Here is a 24,227-nt window from a genome sequence, read left to right on the forward strand (position 1 = left end):
CCCGTCACCCGCAGCACCTGGCCTGACGCTGGACTTCATATACGAGTCGAGGCCCGCGCCTGTCAGCTTGGCCCGCGCAGGGACGAGTGTATTGGAGGCACCGCGACCCTGAGGTACTGGTGCCCCACTCATCTGTGTTACGTAGCCTGTCGCAATCCCGACCACCAGGAAGCGCCCCTCACACAGACAAATACTTCGGGTGCTGCTTTAGAGGGGGCGCATCCTTTGGCGATGCGTGCCACATGGTCACGAACGACGTCACCATTCTCGTTTCGCTCGCCGATATAGGTGGCATCGGGCAGTACGGAAAAAATGCCCTGGTCGTTCCGAATGTATCGGGAAAAGCCAAAGGCCTGCATCTGCTTGTGAAGGCCTTGGTACTCGGCGTAGCTGCCATCGTGAATGGTCACGCGAACTAGGTAATGCATGTGTGCTCTCCTGCCGCGCGGAGCGGCTCGGTTCGTAAGCATGCCAAGCGCCAACTGTCAAATAAGCAAGTTTCATTGGCGCTGACATTCTGGTCTGCATAGAATCGAGCCTTGAGGAGGTCAGCCGCGTAAAGCGGCCGCCTCATCATGGCTCTGTGCCCGGAGACCCGACCAGCGCTCTACTTTGGCGAGCGGACGCTGGCCGGGTCTGTGCTTTTCCGGCTCCTGACGTGGCACGTCTATCAAGAGCCGAGACATCTTCTCTTCATCGTTTCCCCCCAGATATTGTTGCCCGGTTGAAATTTCTACTAAGTGTAGTGTGGGCAAACAGCATGACCAGTCTTGACAATCGGTTTTCACATTGCCGGGCCGGCAGTGCGGCAGCGCCACAATCCTGCAAAGCGCGCCGCCTCAAGGTTTTGCGGCAGGCCGTTCGGTGGTGCAAAAAAATCCGAAAATATTTCTATGGGAACTGGACGACGATAGGTGGCCCGTCATGCGGCGGATGCTGCTGTGCGGTGATGTTCGCGAGAGCCCTGAGGATTACTTGTCGACGCCTGGAAGTGGCTTTCCGTTGCGTGGGGGCACCGGCGCGGCATCGGCAACCATCGCGTCGGACGGGAAGAGTCGCAGGAACGTCCGAGCCACCTCAGGATCACGGCAGCCCAGCCAGTCATCCCACTCTTCGCGCTGCAGAATGACAATACCGCGCTTCTCATCCCCGGGCTTGTGGAAGCGTCGCATCAGCGGATGGCTGTCTGCGTTGAGCGTCGGCATGGTGAACGACACCGCGCCATCCGGCCACGTGCGCCACAATCCCGCGATCGCAAACGGCTCGCCGTCCGGTAGGCCAATCCTCCACCGCATGGCCTTGCCCGTCTCCCAGTTAGGCTCATAGAAGCCAGTGGTCGGGATCAGGCAAAGCTGCGAAGCACTTCCAGTGCTTGGCGAACGAGCTGAGCTTGCCGATCGTTTCCGTCCGTGCGTTGGCCGTGGGGTAGTAGCGCACACCAGGCGGCATCTTTGCCTTGGGCACCATGCTGAATGAACCCAGCACCGCCTCGCGCGAGCCGTCCTCCGCGGCGCGGATGATTGGGGCAGGGTAGTCGGGCCAGGTCTCAGCCTTCCACTCGCCGGCGGGTGGCTCGACACCGAAGACATCGCGTAACACCTGGCGCTGGACGGGGGCATAGTTCACGCACATAGGGCTGTCTCCATGGGAGTGTGTTTCATGGTACACGCGCTTCCCGGAACGCCGCAGCCCAGATCGCTTCGGCTATGCCGCGCCAGCCGAACTCCTTGCCGGCGCGCTGGACCTCAGATGATTGCCAAACGCGCTCGAACGTCTCTGGGTCGAAGTCGGCACCGGTGAGTAGGCGTGCCTGGGAGGGTGTCTTCGCCAGGAGGACCTCGAGCTCGTGCCGCACTTCCTCGAGCTGATCGCCTGCCGGCTCTCCCAAACCGTTCTCCCAACCGTGGAATCCCACGGCGCCCGTGCCTGCATTGAGGCGATCAAGGGCGTCAAGTAGGCGCTGCGCTACTTGTCGGACAGTCGGCAAGCTAGGGGGTGCCTCGTGGATTTGGCAGCCTGCGGCTGATTTTTTGTTGCCCATGGCAATGCTTGATACTGTATGGATGTACAGTATAAATTCGCCAGCGACGGGGTGGTAAATTTTCCAACGCCCTCCCGGAAAGCCGCGCCACAGCCAGAGCGATTTTTCTCGGTGGTTGGAAAATCTGAAATCCAAGTGCTTGATTCTTATGGTGGAAAGTGACTTGAACGGCTGGATTGTGATTCCTGTCGTCGTGGGTTCGAGTCCCATCAGCCACCCCAAAGAATTGTCGTCAAAACAGCGCCTCCGGGCGCTGTTTTGCATTTCGGCAAAGCTTCTTGTGGACGAGGGATAGGCGCGCTTGCGTTGGATCAACTATCCCCGCAATCAGTCGTACGTCCAGATTCGCCAGGGCTACTATCAAGCCATCGGACAACAGCCTCTCTCGCTTGTCATGGCTAAGAAGTTTCCCCTGCATCCCGCACACCCGGAGCGCGTGTGCTGGGGGTGCGACAAATTCTGTTCGACCGATGCAATGGGCTGTGGCAATGGCTCAAGCCGCACACAGCACCCCGCCGAATTGCTCGGCGAAGATTGGTATCTACATGGCGACTGGGGCATCGAGCCTCAACTCGATGCCCCAGCAAAGACCGGGCTTGGATAACCAGTCGGTCGATTTGATCGCTTCAATCCCCTGAAGCCGGTCTGCACCGCCCAAATGCAGCTTGAGCGGCGCAAACGCTCATGAAAGTATCATGATGACGACCATCCCCCAGATTGTCAGCAGGGTGTTGCCCACAGCGTAGGTCACGGTATATCCAAGGCCTGGCACTTGGCTTTTTGCCGTCTCGCAGATCATGCCGAGCGCAGCAGTGGTTGTGCGCGCGCCGGCACAGACTCCAAGCACGAGTGCCGGATGAAAGCGGAAGACGTACTTGGCCAGGTACATGCCGATAATCAGCGGAACCGATGTGGCGAAAATACCCCAGAGGAAGAGGCTGACACCGAGTTTCTGCAGGCCGGCAATAAAGCCAGGGCCCGCGGAAATACCGACGACCGCGATGAACACATTGAGGCCAACCGAGTTCATGAACCAAAGAGTCGGTTCAGGTATGCGTCCGAAAGTCGGGTGAATGGCCCGGTACCAACCGAAGATAATACCCGCGATCAGCGCGCCACCTGCCGTGGAAAGCGTCAGGGGAATACCGGCGACGTTGATCACGATGGCGCCGATAAATGCGCCGACGGTAATCGCCAGCGACACGAATGCCACGTCGGTCACCGTCGTCGGGCGGTCGATATATCCGACATGCTTTGCCGTTGCATTGATGTCCTGCGTGCGGCCGACCACGGTGATGACGTCACCGCGGTAGAGCTTGGTTTTCGGCAGTACGGGGATGACTGTTTCCGTTGGTCCGCGCTTGATCTTCTTCAGGAAAATTCCACGCGCACCGGGCCACCGAGACATCTCCTGCAGCGTGTGGCCATCAACCTCCTTGTTGGTGATATAGATGTCCACACCCTCCGTCTGCACATTGAGCAGTTCTGAGTCTTCCACTTCCCGGCCGCTTGGTCCCAGTCTGGCAATCAGTTGATCGCGCTTTCCGCCTATTGCGACGATATCGCCAGGCTCCAGAACGGTATCGAGTTGTGCCTCGATAATCTTGCCGCCTCGGCGAATGCGTTCGATAAAGGCGCGTACGCCTTCGGCCGTGCTGGCCTCCAGTTCGGCTACGGACTTGCCGATGTATGGGCTGTGGGGGGCCAGCGCGTAGGCTCGCAGCTCAAACTCATGCCATTCGGTGCCTTCTCCGTCTGCTCCGGCTCCAAGTTGCTGCTCATAATCCTTGCAGGCAGCTACAAGGTCGATGCCAAGCAGTTTGGGGCCGATCTGCGCCAGGAGAATTGCCGAGCCGACTGTACCGAAGATATACGTGACCGCATAGGCGATCGGCATGCCGTCCAGAAGCTGTTTGGCCTCTTCCGGAGATCGGCCCAGGCGATTGATGGCATCAGTGGCGAGACCCATGGAAGCCGAGATTGTCTGCGAACCCGCAAACAATCCGGCTGCCGACCCGAGATCGTATCCGGCGACCATCGCCGCAATGATTGATGCGGCGAGACACAGCACCGCGACTATCGCAGCAAAAATGGCTTGGGGAATGCCATCCTTCGCAATGCCGCGAACGAACTGCGGGCCGACGCCATAGCCCACCGCAAACAGAAACATCAGGAAAAAGACGGATTTCACGTTCGCGGAGATCTTCACGCCGAGGATGCCGATGACGATCGCCACCAGCAGCGTCGATGTCACGGCGCCCAGGCTGAACCCCTTGTAGCTCTTCCCGCCTACCCAGTAGCCGATTCCCAGTGCGAGAAAAATCGCGATCTCGGGGTACGCCTTGAGGGTGGAGACAAACCAGGTCATAGCCTACTCCTGTATTTGTAGACTGATTAGTCAGAACTGCCTTGCCGCGACCGGGTTATTTCTTTTTCGGCTTCTGCGTCTTGCCGCCGGACTCCTGGTATCGCGCCAGATATTCGTCGCGCAGCTTGCGCACCGAGCGCCCGATCTTCACGTAGTCCTCTTCATTCAGATTGGCGAGCGAAACGCGACCAGAGGGGTGACGGGTGCCGAAGCCACCGCCAGGCAACAGGACCACGCCGGCTTCCTCAGCGAGTCTGAACAGGAGCTCATGCGGCTGAATCGATTCGAGCAACCATTTGACGAAATCGGCGCCGACTTCGCGGCTCATTTGTTCGACATCGAGCAGCGTGTAGTAGTCGACCACGTTCTCGTCGACGGGTTCCGGCGCAACGCCCATGCCGCGATAGAGCGCGGCCTTGCGGCTTCTGATCAGCCGCTTCATGGTTTGCTTGTAGTGGTCGGCGGAATCCATCAGCGAGAACAGGGAGAACAGCACCATCTGCACCTGCTGCGGCGTGGAAAGACCGGCGGTATGGTTCAGTGCCACCGTGCGGCTGTCGGCAACCACTCGGTCGATAAAGGGCAGCTTCTCCGGTTCGGTGGTGATGGAGGAATAGCGCTTGTTCAGATCCTTCTGAATATTCTTGGGTAGGTTCGCCAGTTGCTCGTCGAAGAGATTCGACTTGTGGGTGGCAATAACGCCGAGGCGCCAGCCAGTGGCACCGAAGTACTTGGAGTACGAATACACCAGGAGCGTGTTCTTGGGACACATCGCAAACAGCGAGACGAAATTGTCGGCGAAGGTACCGTACACATCGTCTGTCAGGAGAATCAGATCTGGGCGTTCTTCAACGATGCTGGCGATGTATTTCAGGCTTTCATCGCTCATTTTTACGGAAGGCGGATTGCTGGGGTTCACCAGGAAAAACGCCTTAACCTTGGGATCTCGCAGCTTGTCGAGTTCCTTCTTCGGGTACTGCCATCCACTTGCGGGGTCGGCATCGATCGAAACCTCGGTCAGGTGGTATTCGGCCAGTTCCGGAATTTCGATATACGGCGTGAAGATCGGCATTCCCAGTGCGATCGTGTCACCGGGATTGATCAGATGATTGACCTTCAACGAATTGAAGAGGTACGTCATCGCGGCGGTTCCGCCTTCCACGGCGTACAGGTCGAAATCGCCCAGGAACGGATGCGCGCCAATCATTTCCTTGCGGATGTACTGTTTGACGATCTTCTCGCTCAGTCGGAGCATCCGGTCGGGAACCGGATAGTTGCAGGCCAGGATCCCTTCGCACATTTCGTACAGGAAATCACCGCCATCCAGACCGAGCTGGTCGCGCACATACGATACGGCCCCGGTCAGGAACTTGACGCCGGGAACGTCCTTGTGCACGCGGGCATAAAGGTCGAACCGCTCCTCGATACCTGCGCGTCGCGGGAAACCGCCGACACCTTCTGGCAAATACGAAAATGACCTTTCCGATTCGATCATGGCGAACTGGCCGAGCTGCCAGAAACCATGTCGCGGGATGGTTGCCAGAAAATTCGGATTACCTCGCCCGGCGTTTAGCATCAGGCGATTCGATACGCTTCCTGCCAACTTGATGAGTTCGTCCTTGAGTTCGAAAGGCGACAGGCTGGCGAGCCCTGACGTATCGTGCTTGGCCATCGTGCATCTCCTGAAGGTGCTGTGCGGTATAGGGGCGTGGGAGGGACGAAAGGCTTCAACCTCTCGTCATCGTCGGATCGAATGGGGCAAAACCATGCTGGGTTGGCGCTTTCCGCCACGATCGACGTTCTCGGTTGTTACCCTAGCCGGAGAGCGAGAAATTTTCATTGGCCCAAAGAACTACGAATGGCTAGGAAAATGCGCGACGTCGCGAAATCGGGCAAGTAATCTGTAAAGATCAGGAATTGCAGATGCTGCGGAGGAGAAGGATGACGCTCAGATTTCACGAACTCTCTCCCGATGTGCGGGAGGCTCTGGAGTCCATTTGCGCCAGGCACGGATTCGTCCCCGAGGATTTCGAATTCGCGGTTGCGAACGCGCTCAATCCGGGGGAGGGGGCTGCTGCGGATATGGTGACTGTCGAACGCGTGGTCGGCGGTCAGTTGCAGAAATACAAAGGAGGCGCTGGCGGGGCTGCGACCTGGCTGGCTGCCTTTGAGGCAGACCTCGCGTCCGATTGGTTCGGCGCGCCGTTGGCCGATTAATGTCGAGTCAGATTGATGATGGTCGGGCCCCGATCAGCGTCGGGTCCCGGGGCCATCATCGCCCGTACATGCAGCAATGCGCTGCAGTGCATGGTGACAGAAGAGAGCGGGCTGCCTCAATCAAGAGTTTTCGAGGAGGGTTCAGCAAGCTCGAGCATTCGGCAGATGGCGGCCATATTGCCGACCATGGTGCGGCGATGGGTGCCCTGGTAGACGCGAACGCCCTTGATCTGGCGGAAGGGGACCGGCTTGACCGGACGGCGGGATGCGACGGTTTCGGATTGCAGCATGGCAACACCTCGTAATTTGCGTTCAGCAGAAGTCCGCACCCGTCGTCCGTAAAGGACAGGGCGGCGTTGGCAAAGCAAAAGCGGGTGACCGGGGCAGGTGGCCAGCTGCCTGGGTCCGGAGAGTCAGAAGCCTGAAGATCTGATCAGGCCAACTGCGATACCCTCCAGGGAGAACTCATCACGTCCTGCATGCAAGACGATGTTCTGGAAGTCGGGGTTCTCGGCGATCAACTCGATCGTATCGCCGCGTTTCTTCAAGCGTTTGACGGTGACGTCATCGCCCAGACGGGCGACGACAACCTTACCGTTCGCAGCTTCGCTGGCTTTCTTCACGGCAAGCAGGTCGCCATCCAGAATGCCGGCGTCGCGCATGCTCAGGCCGCGAACGCGAAGTAGATAGTCGGGGCGCTCGTCAAAGACAGAGGCATCGACTTGATACTGCCGGTCGATATGCTCGGCAGCCAGAATCGGGCTGCCAGCTGCGACACGACCGACTAATGGCAATGTCAGTTGCAGCACACCCGCCATCGGTAACGAGAACTGATCGGGTCGTTCAGAGTCGCTACGCGTCACCTTCAGGCGAATGCCTCGCGATGCGCCCGGCGTCAGCTCGATCACGCCCTTGCGCGCCAGAGCCCGCAGGTGTTCCTCGGCCGAATTGGGGGAGGAGAAGCCGAATTCGGCGGCGATCTCAGCACGAGTGGGCGGAAAGCCCGTGTTGCGGATCGTGTCGCGGATCAGGTCGAAAATCTGCTGCTGCCGGGGTGTCAGGGTCGCCATGGGTCGCAGGTCTTGTGCCGAAGCACTGTATGTTTAAACAGTATGCTGTGATTTTATACAGTATCGGGTGAAGTGCAAGCACATTTTGCGCAGCCGGCTCAACACGAGTAGTTCCGTGGGGTGAGGCCCACGGGTTTGCCACGGGTTCGGCCAGGCGTTCGCGCAGTTACAATCGGCCCGCCTTCAAGCTCCGTCAACCCCGTCCATGTCCGTACTCCTGCCTCGTATCGTTGTGCTCGCGACTGGCGGCACCATCGCCGGTTCGTCCGCTAATCCTGCCAGTAGCGCGCACTATCAGGCTGCGACAGTACCTGTATCGCAACTTGTGCAGGCAGTGCCCGCGCTGGCAGATGTGGCGCGGGTCGAAGCGGAGCAGGTGGCGCAGGTGGACAGCAAGGACATGATGTTCGATCTCTGGCGGTTGCTTGCCGCGCGAATCGGGTATTGGTCCGCGCAGGCCGATGTCGCCGGAATCGTGATCACACATGGCACTGACACGCTGGAAGAGACGGCGATGTTCCTGCATCTGACGCAGGCTTGCCCGTTGCCTGTCGTGATGACTGCGGCCATGCGCCCATCGACATCGCTTTCGGCTGACGGGCCGCTGAACCTGCTCGATGCGGTGCGCGTGGCGGCAAGCCCGGCGGCGGTTGGCAAGGGTGTGCTCGTGGTCCTGAATCAGCAGATTCATGCCGCGCGTGATGTCGTCAAGGCGCATACGTCGGCTGTCGATGCTTTCCATTCGCCAGTTGCCGGTCCGCTTGGCTTTGTGCAGGATACCTACGTCCATTTCTCGCGCACCCCGGGTCCTGGTCAGGCGCCGCGCTTGCCGGTGCCCGCTGTATGGCCGTTGGTGGAGATCGTCGCCAGCTATGCGCAGCCGGGGAGGGTAGCTATCGACGCGATGGTGGCCGCAGGCGTGCTAGGGTTCGTCGTGGCCGCGGCTGGCAACGGTTCCGTGCACGAAACGCTGACGGCCGCGCTGGTCGACGCCGCGGCATGTGGTATAGCGGTGGCGCGTAGTTCGCGTACCGGTGCTGGTCATGTGGCAATCCCCGCACCGCCGCGACCGATAGGTGGCGTATTCGTCTCGTCGGGTGACCTCAACCCCTACAAGGCGCGCGTGCTGCTGCTGCTGGCGTTGGCTGACGACCCTTCGCTGGGGCGCGATGCGGCCCGGCTTCAGGCGCTCTTCGAGCGGTACTGAGGCAGGCCGGGCGCCGAATTCTTGCGGGAAGGCCCCTTTCCGGGCTATACTCGCGGGCTACTCAACCTTGCCGCACCGGACGTGACGCCCGGGTGGCTCATCCCAAAAGGAGCGTCAATGCGTCATTACGAAATCGTATTTATCGTCCATCCGGACCAGAGTGAACAAGTGCCGGCGATGATCGAGCGTTACAAGCAGCTCGTCACGTCGCAAAACGGCCAGATTCACCGCGTGGAAGACTGGGGCCGTCGTCAAATGGCCTACATGATCCAGAAGCTGGCCAAGGCTCACTACGTTTGCCTGAACATCGAATGCGGCAAGGACACGCTGGCTGAACTCGAACACGCGTTCAAGTTCAACGACGCCGTGCTGCGTCACCTGATCGTTCAGACCAAGAAGGCCGAGACTGCTCCTTCGCCGATGATGAAGGAAGTGCAGCGCGAAGAAGCCCGCAAGGCCGCGCAAACGACCACGGAAGGCCAGCCCGCCTGAGAGCGGACTGCTATGTCGCGGTGAACCAGCTTCGGCTGATCGCCACGCTCGTCGAGCGAGAGGCGTTGCGCTATACGCCGGCCGGAGTGCCCGTCGTCAACTGCATTCTGCAGCATGCCGGCGAGGCGCTGGAGGCGGAAACGCCCCGGCAGGTGGAGTTCGCAATCGTGGCCATGGGCATTGGCGCCATTGGTCAGCAGCTTGAGCGGTTGCCGCTCGATACGCTGCTCGATTGCGAAGGCTTTCTGGCCCGCAAGCACCGCAACAGCAGGACACTGGTCTTTCACATCACTCGATGTAAAGCATTCGAAAAGGATTGAATCATGGCATTCGTCAAACGTGACAACAAGAACAAGAAGCGCTTTCAGCAACAGAACCCGCTGTTCAAGCGCAAGCGCTTCTGCCGTTTCACCGTGGCTGGCGTCGAACAGATCGACTACAAGGATCTGGACACGCTGAAGGACTTCATCGGCGACAACGGCAAGATCACGCCGGCTCGCCTGACCGGTACCAAGGCTCACTATCAGCGTCAGCTGGATACGGCCATCAAGCGCGCCCGCTTCCTGGCGCTGATGCCGTACACCGACCTGCACAAGAACTGATAGTCCCAGGACCGCAAGGAGAAATACACGATGCAAGTCATTCTGCTGGAAAAAGTCATCAACCTGGGTAGCCTGGGTGACATCGTTCGCGTGAAGGACGGTTACGCTCGTAACTTCCTGATCCCGACCAAGCGCGCACGCCGCGCAACGCAAAGCGCCATCGCCGAATTCGAAGTGAAGCGCGCCGAGCTGGAGAAGGCCGCCGCCGAAAAGCTGGCTGCCGCTCAAGCTGAAGGCGAGAAGCTGAACGGCCTGACCGTCCAGATCACCCAGAAGTCGGGTGTGGACGGCCGTCTGTTCGGTTCGGTGACCAACGCCGACATCGCTGAAGCCCTGGCTGGCCAAGGCTTCAAGCTGGAGAAGGCTCAGGTTCGCATGCCGTCCGGCCCGCTGAAGGTTGTTGGCGACCACCCGGTCAGCGTTGCTCTGCACACCGACGTGGTGGTGGATGTGACCGTGGCCGTTCTGGGCGAGCACGTCTAAGCCGTACCCCGCGAAGCAGTGCGCCAGCTCGGTTTGGCGTACGCGATGCACAAAAAGGCAGGAGCTGCGCTCCTGCCTTTTTTGTTTGCGCGGCCTTCAGCGCCGCTATAATTGCCCCCCATGAACGCGCCCGCCGCAGATCCCCAACTAGACAGTCTCAAGGTTCCACCGCATTCCATCGAGGCCGAGCAATCGGTACTTGGCGGGTTGCTGCTGGATAACGCCGCCTGGGACCGGATTGCCGACTTCATTTCCGAAGCCGATTTCTATCGTTTCGACCATCGGCTGATCTTTCAGAGCATTGCCCGCCTGATCTCGGCGACCAAGCCGGCCGACGTGATCACTGTCTTCGAGATGCTCCAGGGAGCCGGCAAGGCCGAGGAGGTCGGAGGGCTGGCTTACCTGAACTCGCTGGCGCAAAACACGCCGAGTGCGGCCAATATCCGTCGTTACGCGGAAATCGTGCGCGAACGTGCGGTGCTGCGCAAGCTCGTGACCGTCGCCGATGACATCGCGTCGGCGGCCTTCGCGCCCAAGGGGCGTGAGGTGCGCGAGCTGCTCGACGAAGCCGAGTCGAAAGTATTCGCCATTGCCGAAGAGGGCGCGCGTGGCCAGAAGGGCTTCCAGGAGATCCAGCCGCTGCTGACGCAGGTGGTCGAGCGGATCGACGAGCTTTACCACCGTGACTCCACCAGCGATGTGACCGGCGTACCCACCGGTTTCATCGACCTCGACCGCATGACCAGTGGTATGCAGGCGGGGGATCTGATCATCGTGGCGGGACGCCCCTCGATGGGTAAGACGGCATTCTCACTGAATATTGGCGAGCACGTGGCCGTCGAGCAGGGGCTGCCTGTAGCGGTCTTCTCGATGGAAATGGCGGGCGTCCAGTTGGCCATGCGTATGCTGGGCTCGGTGGGGCGCCTCGATCAGCATCGCCTGCGTACCGGTCGACTGCTCGACGAGGACTGGCCGCGCTTGACGCACTCGATTCAGCGCATGAACGACGCGCAGTTGTTCATCGATGAGACGCCGGCGCTGAATCCCATGGAGTTGCGTGCCCGTTCCCGCCGTCTGGCGCGGCAATGCGGGCAGCTTGGCCTGATCATCATCGATTACCTCCAGCTGATGTCGGGTTCGGGTAGCGGCGAGAACCGTGCCACCGAGATCTCGGAGATCTCGCGTTCGCTGAAGGGGTTGGCCAAGGAGCTCAACTGCCCGGTCATTGCCTTGTCGCAGCTGAACCGCAGTCTGGAACAGCGCCCGAACAAGCGCCCCGTGATGTCCGACTTGCGAGAGTCGGGCGCTATCGAACAGGATGCCGACGTGATTCTGTTCATCTATCGCGACGAAGTTTACAACCCGGATTCGCAAGACAAGGGCACGGCCGAGATCATCATCGGCAAGCAGCGTAACGGTCCAATCGGCACCGTTAGGCTCACGTTCCTGGGTCAATTTACGAAGTTTGACAACTTTAGCGGTGGCCCGGCGTTCTTTGACAACGACACCTGATTCGCCGTGATTACCCCGCAGGGCGGCGCATACCTGTAAAATATTGCGCTTTGATGACAGCCGCCCTCGCGCGGCTGTCATGCAATTTGCCCTGCATCCCATTTGCAAAACAACCAAGCGCGGCCCTGAGGCGCGCCACAAGGACATTTCATGTTCGGTCGATTCATGCCCACTGAGGGCAAGTTCTTCGAATATTTCAACCAGCACGCCGATTGCGCGGTGACTGCAGCCCATGAGCTGGAGGCGCTGGTCAACGACCTGCCCAACGCCGAAGCCCATGCCCGGCGCGTGCAGGCCACCGAAAAGAAGGCGGACCGCGTCACGCATGACACGATCGACCTGCTGCACAAGACGTTCATCACCCCGCTGGACCGCGACGAGATTCACAAGCTCATCACGACCATGGATGACATCCTGGACCTGATGGAGGATGTGGCCGAGACGATTTCGCTGTACGACGTGACGAGCCTGACCGACGAGGCCCGTCGTCTGGCGGCGATCTGCGTGCAGTGCTGCGATCAGGTGAAGATTGCCGTTGCGCTGCTCGAAGACATGGGCAACGCCAGTGCGATCCTGAAGACCACGCAGCAGATCGACCAGCTCGAATCCGAGGCCGATCGTGTGATGCGCTCGGCGATGTCGAAGCTGTTCCGCGAGGAAACCGACGTCAAGCGTCTGATCAAGCTGAAGGCGATCTACGAACAGCTCGAGTCCATTACCGACAAGTGCGAGGACGTGGCCAACATCATCGAAGGCATCGTCCTGGAAAACGCCTGAGGCGCGTACTCGCATGCATACTGTTCAAATGAGCTTGTGGGTGATCGGCCTGTTGGTCGCGCTTGCGCTGCTGTTCGACTTCATGAACGGCTTCCACGACGCGGCCAACTCGATCGCCACGGTGGTTTCCACGGGCGTGCTCAAGCCGCACCATGCCGTGGCCATGGCGGCCATGTGCAACGTGATCGCCATCTTTATTTTCCACCTCAAGGTGGCAGCCACAGTCGGTACCGGAACCATCGACGTCAATATCGTCGATCATTACGTGATTTTTGGTGCCTTAGTTGGGGCGATTGCCTGGAACGTGATTACCTGGCTGTATGGCATCCCTTCGTCGTCCTCGCATGCCCTGATCGGCGGGCTGGTGGGTGCCGCGGTGGCCAAGGCAGGCACGGGCGCGCTGGTCGGCAACGGCCTGCTCAAGACCGTCGCGTTTATCCTGATCTCGCCGCTGCTCGGCTTCATCCTGGGTTCGATCATGATGGTGATCGTCGGCTGGACGTTCTTCCGCACGCCGCCGTCGCGCGTGGATCGCTGGTTCCGTCGCCTGCAACTGGTGTCGGCGTCGCTCTACAGCCTGGGTCATGGCGGTAATGACGCGCAGAAGACCATCGGCATTATCTGGATGCTGTTGATTGCCAGCGGTCATGTCGCAGTGGGTGGCGCTGCACCGCCGATGTGGGTGATTGTGAGCTGCTACCTGGCCATCGGTATGGGCACGCTATTCGGCGGTTGGCGGATCGTGCGCACGATGGGTCAGAAGATCACCAAGCTGAAGCCGGTGGGTGGCTTCTGTGCGGAGACGGGCGGTGCGATCACGCTGTTCATTGCTTCCGCGCTGGGTGTGCCGGTGTCGACCACACATACGATCACCGGTGCGATCGTCGGCGTTGGCTCGGCTCAGAAGATGTCGGCCGTGCGCTGGGGCGTGGCGGGCAACATCGTGTGGGCCTGGGTCCTGACGATTCCGGCCTCGGCATTTATGTCCGCCATTGCCTGGTGGATCGGTAAGCAGATTCTGTAACGCTGGCAAGCGCGAGCGGAATCCCAGTGACAAGCCAGGCTTCGTGCCTGGCTTGTTCGTTTACCGGTTTGCGAATGCGGCAATCGGATCGTCGTCGTCCGGGGTGGGCGGGGTGAGTGGGGTGGCTGGGGCCGAAGGGACCGGGCTGGGAACCGGGGTCATATCGAGGCTGCCGGCGGCCACGACACGCCGTGCGCCGTTGTAGCGCGACGCCCAGTACGACTTGGTCATGTCTTCCAGCCGGACGGTGCCACCGGTGGCCGGGGCGTGGACAAAGCGATTCTGTCCGACGTAGATGCCGACATGAGAGTTGGCGCGCCCCGTCGTGTTGAAGAAGACAAGATCGCCCGAAGCGACATCGCGCCGATCGAGTGACGTGCCACGTTGTCCCATCTGCTCGGTGGTGCGCGGCAGGTTGACGCTGGCGGCGCGCTGGACCACGTAACGGACCAGGCCGCTGCAATCGAATCCGGAGTCAGGCGTGTTTCCGCCGTAGCGGTATGGCGTGCCAACGAGGGACATTGCCTGAATTGAGATTTCCTCGAGTCCGGCGCTGGGATCGACGATTGGCTTGCCCGGTGTGCGGGGCAGCGACGCGCCCTGACGTACAGGCGGCCCGCCGGCGCAGGCGGCGAGCAGCAGTGCCGCGGCGCACAGTGCGGATAGTGAAAGCCGGCGAGAGGGTGAGTGAAACGGGCGCTGCGGCATCCTTCTTCTGATTCGGTTGCCGGGTCATGCGTCCATTCCCACGATTGCCTACCAGCGCAATTGCGCGTTACGCGTGCCGGTGGTGATCTTGATGGACTTTGTCTGACCCTTGTAACTGGCCTCGATATTGTAGCTGCCTTCGGGCGCACGTATGAGGCAGCGAGGGCCGCCGGCCTTGAAATTGGCCACGGGCTGGCCTTCCAGTGTCATCTTTACGTCAACGTCGGACAGGTATTCGCCATCACCCTGGGTGAACAGGACACCTATGTTGAAGTTCTTTTCCTGAGCCGCCAGTTTCGCGCGTTCATCCGCGGCAATGCCGCCACAGACGTAGCTGACAGGGCCCATGGTGCGAATCACCATCTCGTCGGCAGCAAATGCGGGGCACAGTGCGGCCCCAATCGTCACGGCCATACCCACTAGTGTTGCCGCGATGACGCGCCTGCGCCGCGTTACGCGGGCAGTTCGCGAGAACAGCGTTCTGCTGTTCGAGAGATACCGATTGAACGCTTCCTGCTTGTCCATCGACGCCTCCGTGTTGACATGTGCACCCGGAAATCATAACCGGGCCATGTGGTCCTTGCTGTCAGCAGGACACCGACGCCGTTCGCGTTGCCACGCCCGGCAGCGTGCCGCCCGCGGTCTGGATGGCCAGAGCCGCGGGCTTGGCGTTGCAAGCTCCGATCCTACAGTACGTCAGCGGCGTGGTCGGCCAGGCGCGAGCGTTCCCCGCGCGCCAGCGTTACATGACCGCTGTGGCTCCAGCCCTTGAATCGGTCCACCACGTACGTCAGGCCGGACGAACCTTCGGTCAGGTAAGGCGTGTCGATCTGCGCGATGTTGCCCAGACAGACGATCTTCGTGCCAGGGCCCGCCCGCGTGACCAGTGTTTTCATCTGCTTCGGCGTCAGGTTCTGCGCCTCGTCGATGATCACGAACTTGTTCACGAAGGTGCGGCCGCGCATGAAGTTCATGCTCTTGACCTTGATGCGCGAACGGATCAACTCCTGCGTGGCGGCACGGCCCCACTCGCCCGCGCTGTCGTCGCTCTTCTGCAGTACCTCGAGGTTGTCGTCGAACGCGCCCATCCAGGGCTGCATCTTCTCTTCCTCGGTGCCGGGCAGGAATCCGATATCCTCGCCCACGGGCACGGTGGCGCGCGTGACGATGATCTCGTTGTAGAGTTTCTGGTCCAGCACCTGCTCCAGGCCGGCTGCAAGCGCCAGCAGCGTCTTGCCGGTGCCAGCCTGGCCGAGTAGCGTGACGAAGTCCACGTCCGCGCTCATCAGCAAGTTCAGCGCGAAGTTCTGCTCGCGATTGCGGGCTACCACGCTCCACACATTGTTCTTGTTGTGGGTGTAGTCCTTCAGCGTCTGCAGCAGGGCGGTCTTGCCGTTGATCTCCTTGACCTGCGCGTAGAGCGGCAGGCTGCCATCCATCGGCTCCAGGTAGACGAACTGGTTGACCAGGAACGACGGCACCAGCGGCCCGGTCAGGCGATAGAACATCGTGCCGGACTTTGGATCCTGCCAGCTTTCCACGCCTTTGCCGTGCTTGGCCCAGAAATCGTTGGGCAACTGAAGCACGCCCGAGTAGAGCAGGTCCTTGTCCTCCAGGACCTGGTCGTTGAAGTAGTCCTCGGCGGGCAGGCCCAGGGCGCGCGCCTTGATACGCATGTTGATGTCTTTCGACACCAGCACGACCTGGCGGTCCGGGTACTGCTGCTGCAGGGCGCTCACCACCGCAAGGATCTGGTTGTCCGCCTTGCCTTGCGGCAGGCCTTCCGGCAGCTTGATGTCGTTCAGGCGCGTCTGGAAGAACAGCTTGCCCTGGGCGTCGCGATTGCCGAGCTTGGCCAGCGGCAGCCCTTCGTCGAGCACACCGTCGGTGCCTCCCACGAGCTGGTCCAGCGTACGGCTGACCGTGCGCGCGTTACGCGCGACTTCGCTCATGCCTTTCTTGTGGTTGTCCAGTTCCTCGAGCGTCATCATCGGCAGATAGATGTCATGCTCTTCGAAGCGGAACAGCGACGACGGATCGTGCATCAGCACGTTGGTGTCGAGGACGAACAGCTTGCTCGGGCCGGTGGCCTTGCGCGCGCGGCGCGTGGGACTGGCGGCGGGCTGGACCAGGCTGACGGCTGGCGTCGCGGCCGGAGCCTTGGTAGATGCCGGGGTATCGGTGGTCTTGGCCCGGGTGGTGCTGCCAGCGCGCGCGGTGGCAGGCGCATTGGTGTCGCCGGTCTCGAGCAATGCCACACGCTCGAGGGCCGGCACAGGTTTCTTACCCTGCGCGACTTTGGCCTTGGGCAGTGTGACCGGGGCGAACTCGCTCGGGTCCAGCAGTTGGGCAGGCTTGGCGGGCATGGTAGGCAGCGGCATGCTTGGCTTTCCTTTCAGGGGAACAGACGGGGGCGGAATGGCTGGCGCGTCAACGCCAACGAACGGCAGAAAACCGGAAAACCGTAGAGTGAGGTTGAGGGCGTGGACAAACAAAAAAGCCGCCAGACCTGGTGGACAGGGATGGCGGCTTGCTTGCGGACCCGCGACGCGGCAGGTCCGCTACCAGCCCGGGGACTGAGCCTGCTGGGCTGGACCGATACGGCAGCGTGGCAACTGGGATCTGAACGCATTACGACCCAATCTACCCGAACGATTCCGGTTTGGCAATCAGGCGAAAACGCATCGTTGCGTCACTGTTGCATCACTGTCGCGAGGATGCCTCCGGTCACATCCCCTTGACGATCTCCAGCACTTCGTCCACGTGATTCGGCACCTTGATGCCGCGCATCTCGTGGCGCAGGACACCCTTGGCATCGAGGATGAACGTACTGCGCTCGATGCCGCGCACGTCCTTGCCATACATCTTTTTCATCTTGATGACATCGAAGAGCTGGCAGATCGCCTCGTCGGCGTCCGAGATCAGTTCGAACGGCAACTCCAGCTTGGCCTTGAAGTTCTCGTGCGACTTCATGCTGTCGCGAGAGATGCCGTAAACCGCGGCGCCAGCCTTCTCGAAATCTTCGTACTGGTCGCGGAAGTTCATCGCCTCCGTTGTGCAACCCGGCGTGTTGTCCTTCGGGTAGAAGTACAGCACCGTGGTCTTGCCGCGCTGGTCGGCAAGGCGGAAGTCCCCACCGGTGGCGGGGGCCTGGAAGTCGGGAATGGCCTTGTTGAGACTGACGGTCATGCTGTTGGCTCTCCTGGGATGGCGTGCATCATCGGTGACGGCGGCAGCCCGATGTCGGTCTCGGGCTTTGCGGCCATGGCGAGTGCAGATTGGGGCAGTTCTACGGACTTCAAGCGTGGCGTAAACCGAACCCGGCGGGAATCCCGGGCCCCGGTGGCACGCGCTGGCACGTCAGGCTGCCTGATGCCGTGCGCCGGCCAGTCAGGCAGCCGGCTCCACCAGCAGCACCGCCGCAACCTTGCGGCCCTCGGCCATGAGGATATTGTAGGTGCGGCATGCGGCCTGCAAGTCCATTGCATCCACGCCGATATGCAGGCGGGAGAGGGCGGCGGTCAGGCGCGGGTGGGGAAAGCGCAGCGTGCTGCCGGTGCCCAGCAGCACGACTTCGGGCGATTTTTGCAGCAAGGCTTCGAAATGGGCGGGTTCCAGGTCCTCGAAACGGCTGACCGGCCATGGTTCGACGCTGCCTTCGGGCATCACGAGCACCGCCGTTTCGTGCCGGATCGCATTGATTTCTATATAGCCGGGACCGTAGCCGGTCACGGTATTGAGGCTCTGGGGTTGGTCGGCGTGGAGTTTCAAGTGGGGGCCTCATGCCGTCGGGATGTGTCCGGCGAGCCACCCGGTGCAGAAGGGGGGCCGTAGCGGGAGACTGGCGACGGGTTGGTGGCAGGATCGTGCGCGCGGGAGGGCAAAACGCTCGCCGCAATGCAAGAATCCGTGCCGAAGTCTGTCATAATCCGATATCTTATAGCTTTTGCCTCCAGGTCTGCCACGCCTCGCGAGCCTCATTGCGGACGCGCCGCCAGACGCGCAGGACAATCCAGAGATTCCCAGATTCCGCTGCCGCCAGAGACCGGCAGCTTGCCCTGACATCGCCAACACCGCCGTGAAACCCATCCAGAAATCGCACAAGCTCCAGAACGTTTGCTATGACATCCGCGGCCCGGTGCTGGAAAAGGCCAAGCAAATGGAGGAAGAGGGGCACAAGATCATCAAGCTGAACATCGGCAACCTGGCGGTGTTCGGCTTCGACGCGCCGGAGGAGATCCAGCAGGACATGATGCGCAACCTGCCCAATTCGGCGGGTTATTCGGACTCCAAGGGCATCTTCGCCGCACGCAAGGCGATCATGCACTACACCCAGGAAAAGAAGATCCAGGGCGTGGGGCTGGACGACATCTATGTGGGCAACGGCGCGTCCGAGCTGATCGTGATGGCGATGAACGCGCTGCTCAACAGCGGCGACGAAATGCTGGTGCCGGCGCCCGACTACCCGCTGTGGACGGCCGCGGTGAGCTTGTCCGGCGGCACGCCGGTGCACTATGTTTGCGACGAGGCCAACGAGTGGATGCCGGACCTCGACGATATCCGCCGCAAGATCACCCCGAACACGCGCGGCATCGTCATCATCAACCCGAACAATCCCACCGGGGCGCTGTATTCGGACGAGCTGCTGAAGGAGATCGTGGCCATCGCGCGCGAGCACGGCCTGATCATCTTCGCCGACGAGATCTACGACAAGGTCCTGTACGACGGCAATACGCATACGTCGATCGGCTCGCTGTCCACGGACGTGCTGACCGTGACCTTCAACGGCCTGTCTAAGAACTACCGTTCGTGCGGCTACCGCGCGGGCTGGATGGTGGTGTCGGGCGACAAGCGTCCCGCGCTCGACTATATCGAAGGGCTGAACATGCTCTCGTCGATGCGCCTGTGCGCCAATGTGCCGGGCCAGTGGGCGATCCAGACGGCGCTGGGCGGGTATCAGAGCATCAACGACCTCGTGACCGAAGGCGGCCGCCTGCGCCGCCAGCGCGATCTGGCCTATGAGCTGATTACCAAGATTCCGGGCGTTACGTGCGTCAAGCCCAAGGCGGCGCTGTACCTGTTCCCGAAGCTCGACCTGTCCATGTACCCGATCCAGGACGATCAGGAGTTCATTTACGAACTGCTGCAGGAATCGAAGGTGCTGCTGGTGCAGGGTACCGGCTTCAACTGGGGCGCGCCGGACCATTTCCGGATCGTGTTCCTGCCACACGAGGAAGACCTGCGCGAGGCCATCACCCGCGTCGGCCGCTTCCTTGAAAGCTATCGCAAACGTCACGGTACGGCCTGAGCCGCCGGACGTCCCCATTTCAGAATCAAGCAAACCAGAGTCAGACGTTCATGAATCCCATCAAAGTCGGCCTTCTCGGCATCGGTACCGTCGGTAGCGGCACGTTCAACGTGCTCAAGCGCAATCAGGAGGAAATTCGTCGCCGCGCAGGCCGCGGCATCGAGATTGCGGTGGTGGCTGACCTTAACACCGAGCGCGCCCGCGAGCTGACCGGTGGGACGGTGGACGTCGTCAGCGACGCGAACGACGTGGTGACGCGTCCGGACATCGACATCGTCATCGAGCTGATCGGCGGCTACGGCATCGCCCGCGAGCTGGTGCTCAAGGCGATCGAGAACGGCAAGCACGTGGTCACCGCCAACAAGGCGCTGCTGGCCGTGCATGGCAACGAGATTTTCGAAGCCGCGCGCAAGAAGGGCGTGATCGTCGCCTTCGAGGCGGCAGTGGCAGGCGGCATTCCCATCATCAAGGCGCTGCGCGAAGGCCTGACCGCGAACCGCATCCAGTGGATCGCCGGCATCATCAACGGCACGACGAACTTCATCCTGTCCGAGATGCGCGACAAGGGTCTGGATTTCGATACCGTGCTCAAGGAAGCGCAGCAACTGGGCTACGCTGAGGCCGATCCGACCTTCGATATCGAAGGCATCGACGCCGCGCACAAGGTCACGCTGATGAGCGCGATCGCATTCGGGATGCCGGTGCAGTTCGACCGCGCCCACGTGGAAGGCATCACCAAGCTGTCGGCCATCGATATCAAGTACGCCGAGGAACTGGGCTATCGCATCAAGCTGCTCGGTATCACCCGCCGCCGCGACGAAGGCGTGGAGCTGCGCGTGCACCCGACGCTGGTGCCGGCCTCGCGCCTGATCGCCAACGTGGAAGGCGCGATGAACGCCGTGCTGGTGCAGGGCGATGCCGTGGGCGCCACGCTGTACTACGGCAAGGGCGCCGGCGCCGAGCCGACCGCCTCGGCCGTGATTGCCGATCTGGTCGACGTGACCCGTCTGCACACCGCCGATCCGAACCACCGCGTACCGCACCTGGCATTCCAGCCGGACGAGCTGTCGAACGTGCCCGTGCTGCCGATCGACGAAGTCACCAGTTCGTACTACTTGCGCATGCGTGTGTCGGACGAGACCGGCGTGCTTGCCGAGATCACGCGCATCCTGGCCGAAGCCGGCATCAGCATCGACGCGATGCTGCAGAAGGAATCGCGCGAAGGCGAGCCGCAGACCGACATCATCATCCTGACGCACCTGACGCGCGAGAAGCACGTCAATGCCGCCATTCGCAGCATCGAAGCGCTCCAGACCGTGCTGTCGCCGGTCACGCGCCTGCGCATGGAAGAACTGAACTGATAGCTGACAGACGGACCTGACTCGCCTCATGAATTACCAGTCGACGCGCGGCCATGACGTGCCGCAATCGTTCTCCGAGATCCTGCTCGGTGGCCTGGCGCCCGATGGCGGCTTGTACCTGCCCAAGCAGTACCCGCAGATCACGGCCGAGGAACTCGAAGCCTGGCGCAAGCTCCCGTACGCCGACCTGGCGTTCGAGGTGCTGTCGCGCTTCTGTGACGACATCCCCGCCGAGGACCTGCGCGCGCTGACGCGCAAGACCTACACGGCGGACGTGTACTGCAACGCGCGGGCCGGCGACAACACCGCCGACATTACGCCGTTGCGCACACTGGGCGAAGAGGGCGGCACGAAGCTGCAACTGCTGGGCCTGTCCAACGGCCCGACGCTGGCCTTCAAGGACATGGCGATGCAGTTGCTGGGCAACCTGTTCGAGTACGCGCTCAAGCGCGCGGGCCTGAAGCTGAACATCCTTGGCGCGACTTCCGGCGATACCGGCAGCGCGGCCGAATACGCGATGCGCGGCAAGGAAGGCATTCGCGTGTTCATGCTGAGCCCGCACCGCAAGATGAGCGCGTTCCAGACCGCCCAGATGTTCAGCCTGCAGGACCCGAACATCTTCAATATCGCGATCGAAGGCGTGTTCGACGACGCGCAGGACATCGTCAAGGCCGTCTCGAACGATCATGCGTTCAAGGCGCGCCAGCGCATTGGCACGGTCAACTCGATCAACTGGGCCCGTGTGGTCGCCCAGGTCGTGTACTACTTCAAGGGCTGGATGCTGGCGACCAGCGGTCCGGGACAGAAGGTGTCGTTCTGCGTGCCGTCGGGCAATTTCGGCAACGTCTGCGCCGGCCACATCGCGCGCATGATGGGCCTGCCGATCGACAAGCTCGTGGTGGCCACCAACGAAAACGACGTGCTGGACGAGTTCTTCCGCACCGGCACGTATCGCGTGCGGACCTCGGCCCAGACGTACCACACGTCGAGCCCGAGCATGGACATCTCGAAGGCATCGAACTTCGAGCGTTTCGTGTTCGATCTGCTGGGTCAGGACGCCGACAAGCTGGTGGCGCTGTTCCGCGACGTCGACACCAAGGGTGGCTTCGATCTGGCCGGCACGCCGGACTTCGCGCGCATCGGCCAGTTTGGCTTTGTGTCCGGCCGCAGCTCGCACCAGGACCGTCTGGCGACGATCCGAGACGTGAACCAACGCTATGGCGTGACGATCGACACCCATACCGCCGATGGCGTAAAGGTGGCGCGTGAGCACCTGCAGCCGGGCGTGCCAATGGTGGTACTGGAAACCGCGCTGCCGGCCAAGTTCTCCGAAACCATCCACGAGGCTTTGGGTCATGAACCGGAGCGTCCGGCTGCGTTCGACGGTATCGAGAAGCTGCCGCAACGCTTCGAGGTGATGCCGGCCGACGCGGACCGCGTGAAGGCGTATATCGCCCAGCACACCGGTTTGTGATCGAAGGGCGAATAGCCCTTATCACAGCAGGATCGGCCGGTCCGGCGCCAACTCGCTACAATCGGGTTTGCCGGGCTCCGCTGCCACGGCCCCCAGGCTTCCCGGCCCGGGGGCTGTTTCATTTGGAGCCAACCTGAATCCCATACGCATCCCATGACCCAGACTGCTGCGCGCCCTCCGATGCTGACGATGGCCCAGGCGCTCGATGCCCTGATGGCCGGCGTTCGCCCGATCACCGATTCTGAAACTGTCGATACGCTGCAGGCCAACGGCCGGGTGCTGGCGGCCGGGGTCACCAGCGCGTTGCGCGTGCCGCCTGCCGATAACACGTCGATGGACGGCTACGTGATGCGTGCCGCCGATGTGCCGGAGCCGGGCACGCGGCTGCCAGTCTCGCAACGGATACCGGCGGGCCACGTGGGCACCGAACTGGCCCCGGGTACCGCGGCGCGCATCTTTACCGGCGGCCTGATTCCGCCCGGCGCCGATGCGGTGGTGATGCAGGAGCAGTGCCAGGCCGATGGCGACGCGGTGATCGTCAATCATGTACCGGCATCGGGCGAGTGGATTCGCCGTGCTGGCGAGGATATCGAGGCCGGCAGCGAGATCCTGCCCGCCGGCACACGCCTGTCGCCGCAGGCGCTGGGCCTGGCCGCGTCGGTGGGACAGGCAAAGCTCGACGTGGTCCGCCGCGTGCGCGTGGCCGTGTTCTTTACCGGCGACGAACTGGCGATGCCCGGCGAGCCGCTCAAGCCCGGCGCGATCTACAACTCGAACCGGTTCACGCTGCGCGGTCTGCTGGAGAACCTCGGCTGCGAAGTGACCGACTTCGGTATCGTCCCGGACACGCTGGCGGCCACGCGCGATACGTTGCGCCGCGCCGCCGAGGGCAACGACCTGATCATCACGTCGGGCGGCGTATCGGTAGGCGAGGAAGACCATATCCGTCCGGCCGTCACAGCGGAAGGTCGGCTGGACCTCTGGCAGATCGCGATCAAGCCGGGCAAGCCGCTGGCCTTCGGGCAGGTGGCCAACGGCACCGAGCTGCCCGCGTTTTTCCTGGGCCTGCCGGGAAATCCCGTGTCGAGCTTCGTTACGTTCCTGCTGTTCGTGCGCCCGTTCATCCTGCGTCTGCAGGGCGTCGCGGATGTGACGCCGCGTCGTCTGCCGCTGCGTGCGGATTTCGATCTGCCGCGCGGCGACCGCCGCAACGAATTTCTGCGTGCGCGCGTCAACGATGCGGGCGGCCTCGATCTGTTTCCGAACCAGAGCTCAGGCGTGCTGACGTCCACCGTGTGGGGCGATGGCCTGATCGACAATCCGCCGAACCAGACCATCCGGCGCGGCGACGTTGTGCAGTTCATTCCATTTGCCAGTTTGCTGGCCTGATCATGCAACTAGAACTCCGATACTTCGCCAGCGTGCGCGAACAGGTGGGGCAGGGCGCCGAACGTGCCGAGGTGCCCGCCGAGGTCCGCACGGTTGGCGACCTGCGCGCATGGCTGCGCGGACGCGGCGGCGCCTGGGCCGAGACGATTTCGGCGTGCACCTGTGCATAAGCTTGCTCCGCCAGCAGGTCGCGG

Annotated in this window: 25 protein-coding genes and 2 pseudogenes; 15 read left to right on the forward strand and 12 right to left on the reverse strand. The window is 61.7% G+C overall.

Annotated elements, in window-relative coordinates; translation table 11 throughout:
• Nucleotides 1-137: 137 nt before the first annotated feature.
• The 3 genes and pseudogenes from D769_RS32000 to D769_RS24770 form a co-directional block, all read right to left on the reverse strand.
• Complete coding sequence (locus D769_RS32000; RefSeq protein ID WP_152415061.1) at nucleotides 138-428, reverse strand: hypothetical protein; 291 nt, start codon at nucleotides 426-428, stop codon at nucleotides 138-140.
• 543 nt (nucleotides 429-971) lie between these two features.
• Nucleotides 972-1,632, reverse strand: a pseudogene (locus D769_RS24765) (SOS response-associated peptidase family protein).
• A 25-nt stretch (nucleotides 1,633-1,657) separates the two neighbouring features.
• Nucleotides 1,658-2,305: a hypothetical protein gene (locus D769_RS24770; protein WP_008650655.1), complete on the reverse strand. Its 648-nt coding sequence runs from the start codon at nucleotides 2,303-2,305 to the stop codon at nucleotides 1,658-1,660.
• Nucleotides 2,306-2,435: 130 nt separating this feature from the next.
• On the opposite strand from D769_RS24770, the gene D769_RS31415 reads away from it, so the two are divergent.
• The gene (locus tag D769_RS31415) at nucleotides 2,436-2,645 is read left to right on the forward strand and encodes a DUF3079 domain-containing protein (protein WP_008650658.1); all 210 of its coding nucleotides are present in this window, start codon (nucleotides 2,436-2,438) and stop codon (nucleotides 2,643-2,645) included.
• Between the two features lie 78 nt (nucleotides 2,646-2,723).
• Here D769_RS31415 and aspT read toward each other — a convergent pair whose 3' ends face one another.
• Both aspT and D769_RS24780 read right to left on the reverse strand, forming a co-directional pair.
• Nucleotides 2,724-4,409, reverse strand: coding sequence for an aspartate-alanine antiporter (gene aspT / locus D769_RS24775; RefSeq protein WP_008650662.1), 1,686 nt, complete (start codon nucleotides 4,407-4,409; stop codon nucleotides 2,724-2,726).
• A gap of 55 nt (nucleotides 4,410-4,464) precedes the next feature.
• A complete protein-coding gene (locus D769_RS24780; protein ID WP_008650666.1) occupies nucleotides 4,465-6,081 on the reverse strand; it encodes a bifunctional aspartate transaminase/aspartate 4-decarboxylase in 1,617 nt (538 codons plus the stop codon).
• A gap of 269 nt (nucleotides 6,082-6,350) precedes the next feature.
• On the opposite strand from D769_RS24780, the gene D769_RS24785 reads away from it, so the two are divergent.
• On the forward strand, nucleotides 6,351-6,626 hold the full coding sequence (locus tag D769_RS24785) for a hypothetical protein (RefSeq protein ID WP_035882643.1): 276 nt from the start codon (nucleotides 6,351-6,353) through the stop codon (nucleotides 6,624-6,626).
• A 116-nt stretch (nucleotides 6,627-6,742) separates the two neighbouring features.
• On the opposite strand, the gene D769_RS32460 is transcribed toward D769_RS24785, so the two are convergent.
• Entirely contained in the window at nucleotides 6,743-6,916 is a 174-nt protein-coding gene (locus D769_RS32460) for a hypothetical protein (RefSeq protein ID WP_008650669.1), read from the reverse strand.
• Nucleotides 6,917-7,039: 123 nt separating this feature from the next.
• Nucleotides 7,040-7,696, reverse strand: coding sequence for a transcriptional repressor LexA (lexA, locus tag D769_RS24790; protein WP_008650670.1), 657 nt, complete (start codon nucleotides 7,694-7,696; stop codon nucleotides 7,040-7,042).
• A gap of 205 nt (nucleotides 7,697-7,901) precedes the next feature.
• Between lexA and D769_RS24795 the strand changes: the two genes are divergently transcribed.
• The 8 genes from D769_RS24795 to D769_RS24830 all read left to right on the forward strand — a co-directional run bounded on the left by D769_RS24795 (nucleotide 7,902) and on the right by D769_RS24830 (nucleotide 13,793).
• Entirely contained in the window at nucleotides 7,902-8,903 is a 1,002-nt protein-coding gene (locus tag D769_RS24795; RefSeq protein ID WP_040011238.1) for an asparaginase, read from the forward strand.
• Nucleotides 8,904-9,020: 117 nt separating this feature from the next.
• Nucleotides 9,021-9,395: a 30S ribosomal protein S6 gene (gene rpsF, locus D769_RS24800; protein ID WP_008650672.1), complete on the forward strand. Its 375-nt coding sequence runs from the start codon at nucleotides 9,021-9,023 to the stop codon at nucleotides 9,393-9,395.
• A gap of 20 nt (nucleotides 9,396-9,415) precedes the next feature.
• Complete coding sequence (priB, locus tag D769_RS24805; RefSeq protein ID WP_008650673.1) at nucleotides 9,416-9,715, forward strand: primosomal replication protein N; 300 nt, start codon at nucleotides 9,416-9,418, stop codon at nucleotides 9,713-9,715.
• 3 nt (nucleotides 9,716-9,718) lie between these two features.
• Nucleotides 9,719-9,997, forward strand: coding sequence for a 30S ribosomal protein S18 (gene rpsR, locus D769_RS24810; RefSeq protein ID WP_006163606.1), 279 nt, complete (start codon nucleotides 9,719-9,721; stop codon nucleotides 9,995-9,997).
• 30 nt (nucleotides 9,998-10,027) lie between these two features.
• Entirely contained in the window at nucleotides 10,028-10,480 is a 453-nt protein-coding gene (gene rplI, locus D769_RS24815) for a 50S ribosomal protein L9 (protein WP_008650674.1), read from the forward strand.
• 120 nt (nucleotides 10,481-10,600) lie between these two features.
• On the forward strand, nucleotides 10,601-11,992 hold the full coding sequence (locus D769_RS24820; RefSeq protein ID WP_008650675.1) for a replicative DNA helicase: 1,392 nt from the start codon (nucleotides 10,601-10,603) through the stop codon (nucleotides 11,990-11,992).
• Nucleotides 11,993-12,142: 150 nt separating this feature from the next.
• Nucleotides 12,143-12,769: a DUF47 domain-containing protein gene (locus D769_RS24825; RefSeq protein WP_008650676.1), complete on the forward strand. Its 627-nt coding sequence runs from the start codon at nucleotides 12,143-12,145 to the stop codon at nucleotides 12,767-12,769.
• A 13-nt stretch (nucleotides 12,770-12,782) separates the two neighbouring features.
• Nucleotides 12,783-13,793, forward strand: a complete 1,011-nt coding sequence (locus D769_RS24830; RefSeq protein ID WP_008650677.1) for an inorganic phosphate transporter — start codon at nucleotides 12,783-12,785, stop codon at nucleotides 13,791-13,793.
• Between the two features lie 60 nt (nucleotides 13,794-13,853).
• Here the strand turns inward: D769_RS24830 and D769_RS24835 are convergent, their stop codons facing one another.
• The 5 genes from D769_RS24835 to D769_RS24855 form a co-directional block, all read right to left on the reverse strand.
• On the reverse strand, nucleotides 13,854-14,501 hold the full coding sequence (locus tag D769_RS24835) for a C40 family peptidase (RefSeq protein ID WP_035882576.1): 648 nt from the start codon (nucleotides 14,499-14,501) through the stop codon (nucleotides 13,854-13,856).
• Nucleotides 14,502-14,549: 48 nt separating this feature from the next.
• On the reverse strand, nucleotides 14,550-15,026 hold the full coding sequence (locus D769_RS24840; protein ID WP_008650679.1) for a hypothetical protein: 477 nt from the start codon (nucleotides 15,024-15,026) through the stop codon (nucleotides 14,550-14,552).
• Nucleotides 15,027-15,187: 161 nt separating this feature from the next.
• Nucleotides 15,188-16,882: a PhoH family protein gene (locus tag D769_RS24845; RefSeq protein ID WP_008650680.1), complete on the reverse strand. Its 1,695-nt coding sequence runs from the start codon at nucleotides 16,880-16,882 to the stop codon at nucleotides 15,188-15,190.
• A gap of 346 nt (nucleotides 16,883-17,228) precedes the next feature.
• Nucleotides 17,229-17,690 (reverse strand): peroxiredoxin, encoded by a 462-nt coding sequence (locus tag D769_RS24850; RefSeq protein WP_008650681.1) that lies wholly within the window; start codon nucleotides 17,688-17,690, stop codon nucleotides 17,229-17,231.
• Between the two features lie 201 nt (nucleotides 17,691-17,891).
• Nucleotides 17,892-18,272 (reverse strand): Mth938-like domain-containing protein, encoded by a 381-nt coding sequence (locus D769_RS24855; RefSeq protein WP_008650682.1) that lies wholly within the window; start codon nucleotides 18,270-18,272, stop codon nucleotides 17,892-17,894.
• 307 nt (nucleotides 18,273-18,579) lie between these two features.
• Between D769_RS24855 and D769_RS24860 the strand changes: the two genes are divergently transcribed.
• The 5 genes and pseudogenes from D769_RS24860 to D769_RS24880 form a co-directional block, all read left to right on the forward strand.
• Nucleotides 18,580-19,809 carry a pyridoxal phosphate-dependent aminotransferase gene (locus D769_RS24860; protein WP_008650683.1) on the forward strand — a complete coding sequence of 410 codons (1,230 nt, stop codon included), beginning with the start codon at nucleotides 18,580-18,582 and terminating at the stop codon, nucleotides 19,807-19,809.
• 50 nt (nucleotides 19,810-19,859) lie between these two features.
• Nucleotides 19,860-21,170 (forward strand): homoserine dehydrogenase, encoded by a 1,311-nt coding sequence (locus D769_RS24865; protein WP_008650684.1) that lies wholly within the window; start codon nucleotides 19,860-19,862, stop codon nucleotides 21,168-21,170.
• A 28-nt stretch (nucleotides 21,171-21,198) separates the two neighbouring features.
• Nucleotides 21,199-22,644 (forward strand): threonine synthase, encoded by a 1,446-nt coding sequence (gene thrC, locus D769_RS24870; protein ID WP_008650685.1) that lies wholly within the window; start codon nucleotides 21,199-21,201, stop codon nucleotides 22,642-22,644.
• Nucleotides 22,645-22,797: 153 nt separating this feature from the next.
• The gene (gene glp / locus D769_RS24875; protein WP_035882580.1) at nucleotides 22,798-24,033 is read left to right on the forward strand and encodes a gephyrin-like molybdotransferase Glp; all 1,236 of its coding nucleotides are present in this window, start codon (nucleotides 22,798-22,800) and stop codon (nucleotides 24,031-24,033) included.
• A 2-nt stretch (nucleotides 24,034-24,035) separates the two neighbouring features.
• A pseudogene (locus tag D769_RS24880) lies at nucleotides 24,036-24,185 on the forward strand (MoaD/ThiS family protein); the annotation flags it as partial.
• Between the last annotated feature and the right edge of the window lie 42 nt (nucleotides 24,186-24,227).

The organism is Cupriavidus sp. HMR-1, assembly GCF_000319775.1.
GTDB classification, from domain to species: Bacteria; Pseudomonadota; Gammaproteobacteria; order Burkholderiales; family Burkholderiaceae; genus Cupriavidus; species Cupriavidus metallidurans.

Coding starts and splice junctions, on each gene's coding strand:
- D769_RS32000 (WP_152415061.1), bottom strand. CDS start 428: ATGCATTACCTAGTTCGCGTGACCATTCACGATGGCAGCTACGCCGAG.
- D769_RS24770 (WP_008650655.1), bottom strand. CDS start 2,305: ATGCAAAACAGCGCCCGGAGGCGCTGTTTTGACGACAATTCTTTGGGG.
- D769_RS31415 (WP_008650658.1), top strand. CDS start 2,436: ATGGCTAAGAAGTTTCCCCTGCATCCCGCACACCCGGAGCGCGTGTGC.
- aspT (WP_008650662.1), bottom strand. CDS start 4,409: ATGACCTGGTTTGTCTCCACCCTCAAGGCGTACCCCGAGATCGCGATT.
- D769_RS24780 (WP_008650666.1), bottom strand. CDS start 6,081: ATGGCCAAGCACGATACGTCAGGGCTCGCCAGCCTGTCGCCTTTCGAA.
- D769_RS24785 (WP_035882643.1), top strand. CDS start 6,351: ATGACGCTCAGATTTCACGAACTCTCTCCCGATGTGCGGGAGGCTCTG.
- D769_RS32460 (WP_008650669.1), bottom strand. CDS start 6,916: ATGCTGCAATCCGAAACCGTCGCATCCCGCCGTCCGGTCAAGCCGGTC.
- lexA (WP_008650670.1), bottom strand. CDS start 7,696: ATGGCGACCCTGACACCCCGGCAGCAGCAGATTTTCGACCTGATCCGC.
- D769_RS24795 (WP_040011238.1), top strand. CDS start 7,902: ATGTCCGTACTCCTGCCTCGTATCGTTGTGCTCGCGACTGGCGGCACC.
- rpsF (WP_008650672.1), top strand. CDS start 9,021: ATGCGTCATTACGAAATCGTATTTATCGTCCATCCGGACCAGAGTGAA.
- rpsR (WP_006163606.1), top strand. CDS start 9,719: ATGGCATTCGTCAAACGTGACAACAAGAACAAGAAGCGCTTTCAGCAA.
- rplI (WP_008650674.1), top strand. CDS start 10,028: ATGCAAGTCATTCTGCTGGAAAAAGTCATCAACCTGGGTAGCCTGGGT.
- D769_RS24820 (WP_008650675.1), top strand. CDS start 10,601: ATGAACGCGCCCGCCGCAGATCCCCAACTAGACAGTCTCAAGGTTCCA.
- D769_RS24825 (WP_008650676.1), top strand. CDS start 12,143: ATGTTCGGTCGATTCATGCCCACTGAGGGCAAGTTCTTCGAATATTTC.
- D769_RS24830 (WP_008650677.1), top strand. CDS start 12,783: ATGCATACTGTTCAAATGAGCTTGTGGGTGATCGGCCTGTTGGTCGCG.
- D769_RS24835 (WP_035882576.1), bottom strand. CDS start 14,501: ATGCCGCAGCGCCCGTTTCACTCACCCTCTCGCCGGCTTTCACTATCC.
- D769_RS24840 (WP_008650679.1), bottom strand. CDS start 15,026: ATGGACAAGCAGGAAGCGTTCAATCGGTATCTCTCGAACAGCAGAACG.
- D769_RS24845 (WP_008650680.1), bottom strand. CDS start 16,882: ATGCCGCTGCCTACCATGCCCGCCAAGCCTGCCCAACTGCTGGACCCG.
- D769_RS24850 (WP_008650681.1), bottom strand. CDS start 17,690: ATGACCGTCAGTCTCAACAAGGCCATTCCCGACTTCCAGGCCCCCGCC.
- D769_RS24865 (WP_008650684.1), top strand. CDS start 19,860: ATGAATCCCATCAAAGTCGGCCTTCTCGGCATCGGTACCGTCGGTAGC.
- thrC (WP_008650685.1), top strand. CDS start 21,199: ATGAATTACCAGTCGACGCGCGGCCATGACGTGCCGCAATCGTTCTCC.
- glp (WP_035882580.1), top strand. CDS start 22,798: ATGACCCAGACTGCTGCGCGCCCTCCGATGCTGACGATGGCCCAGGCG.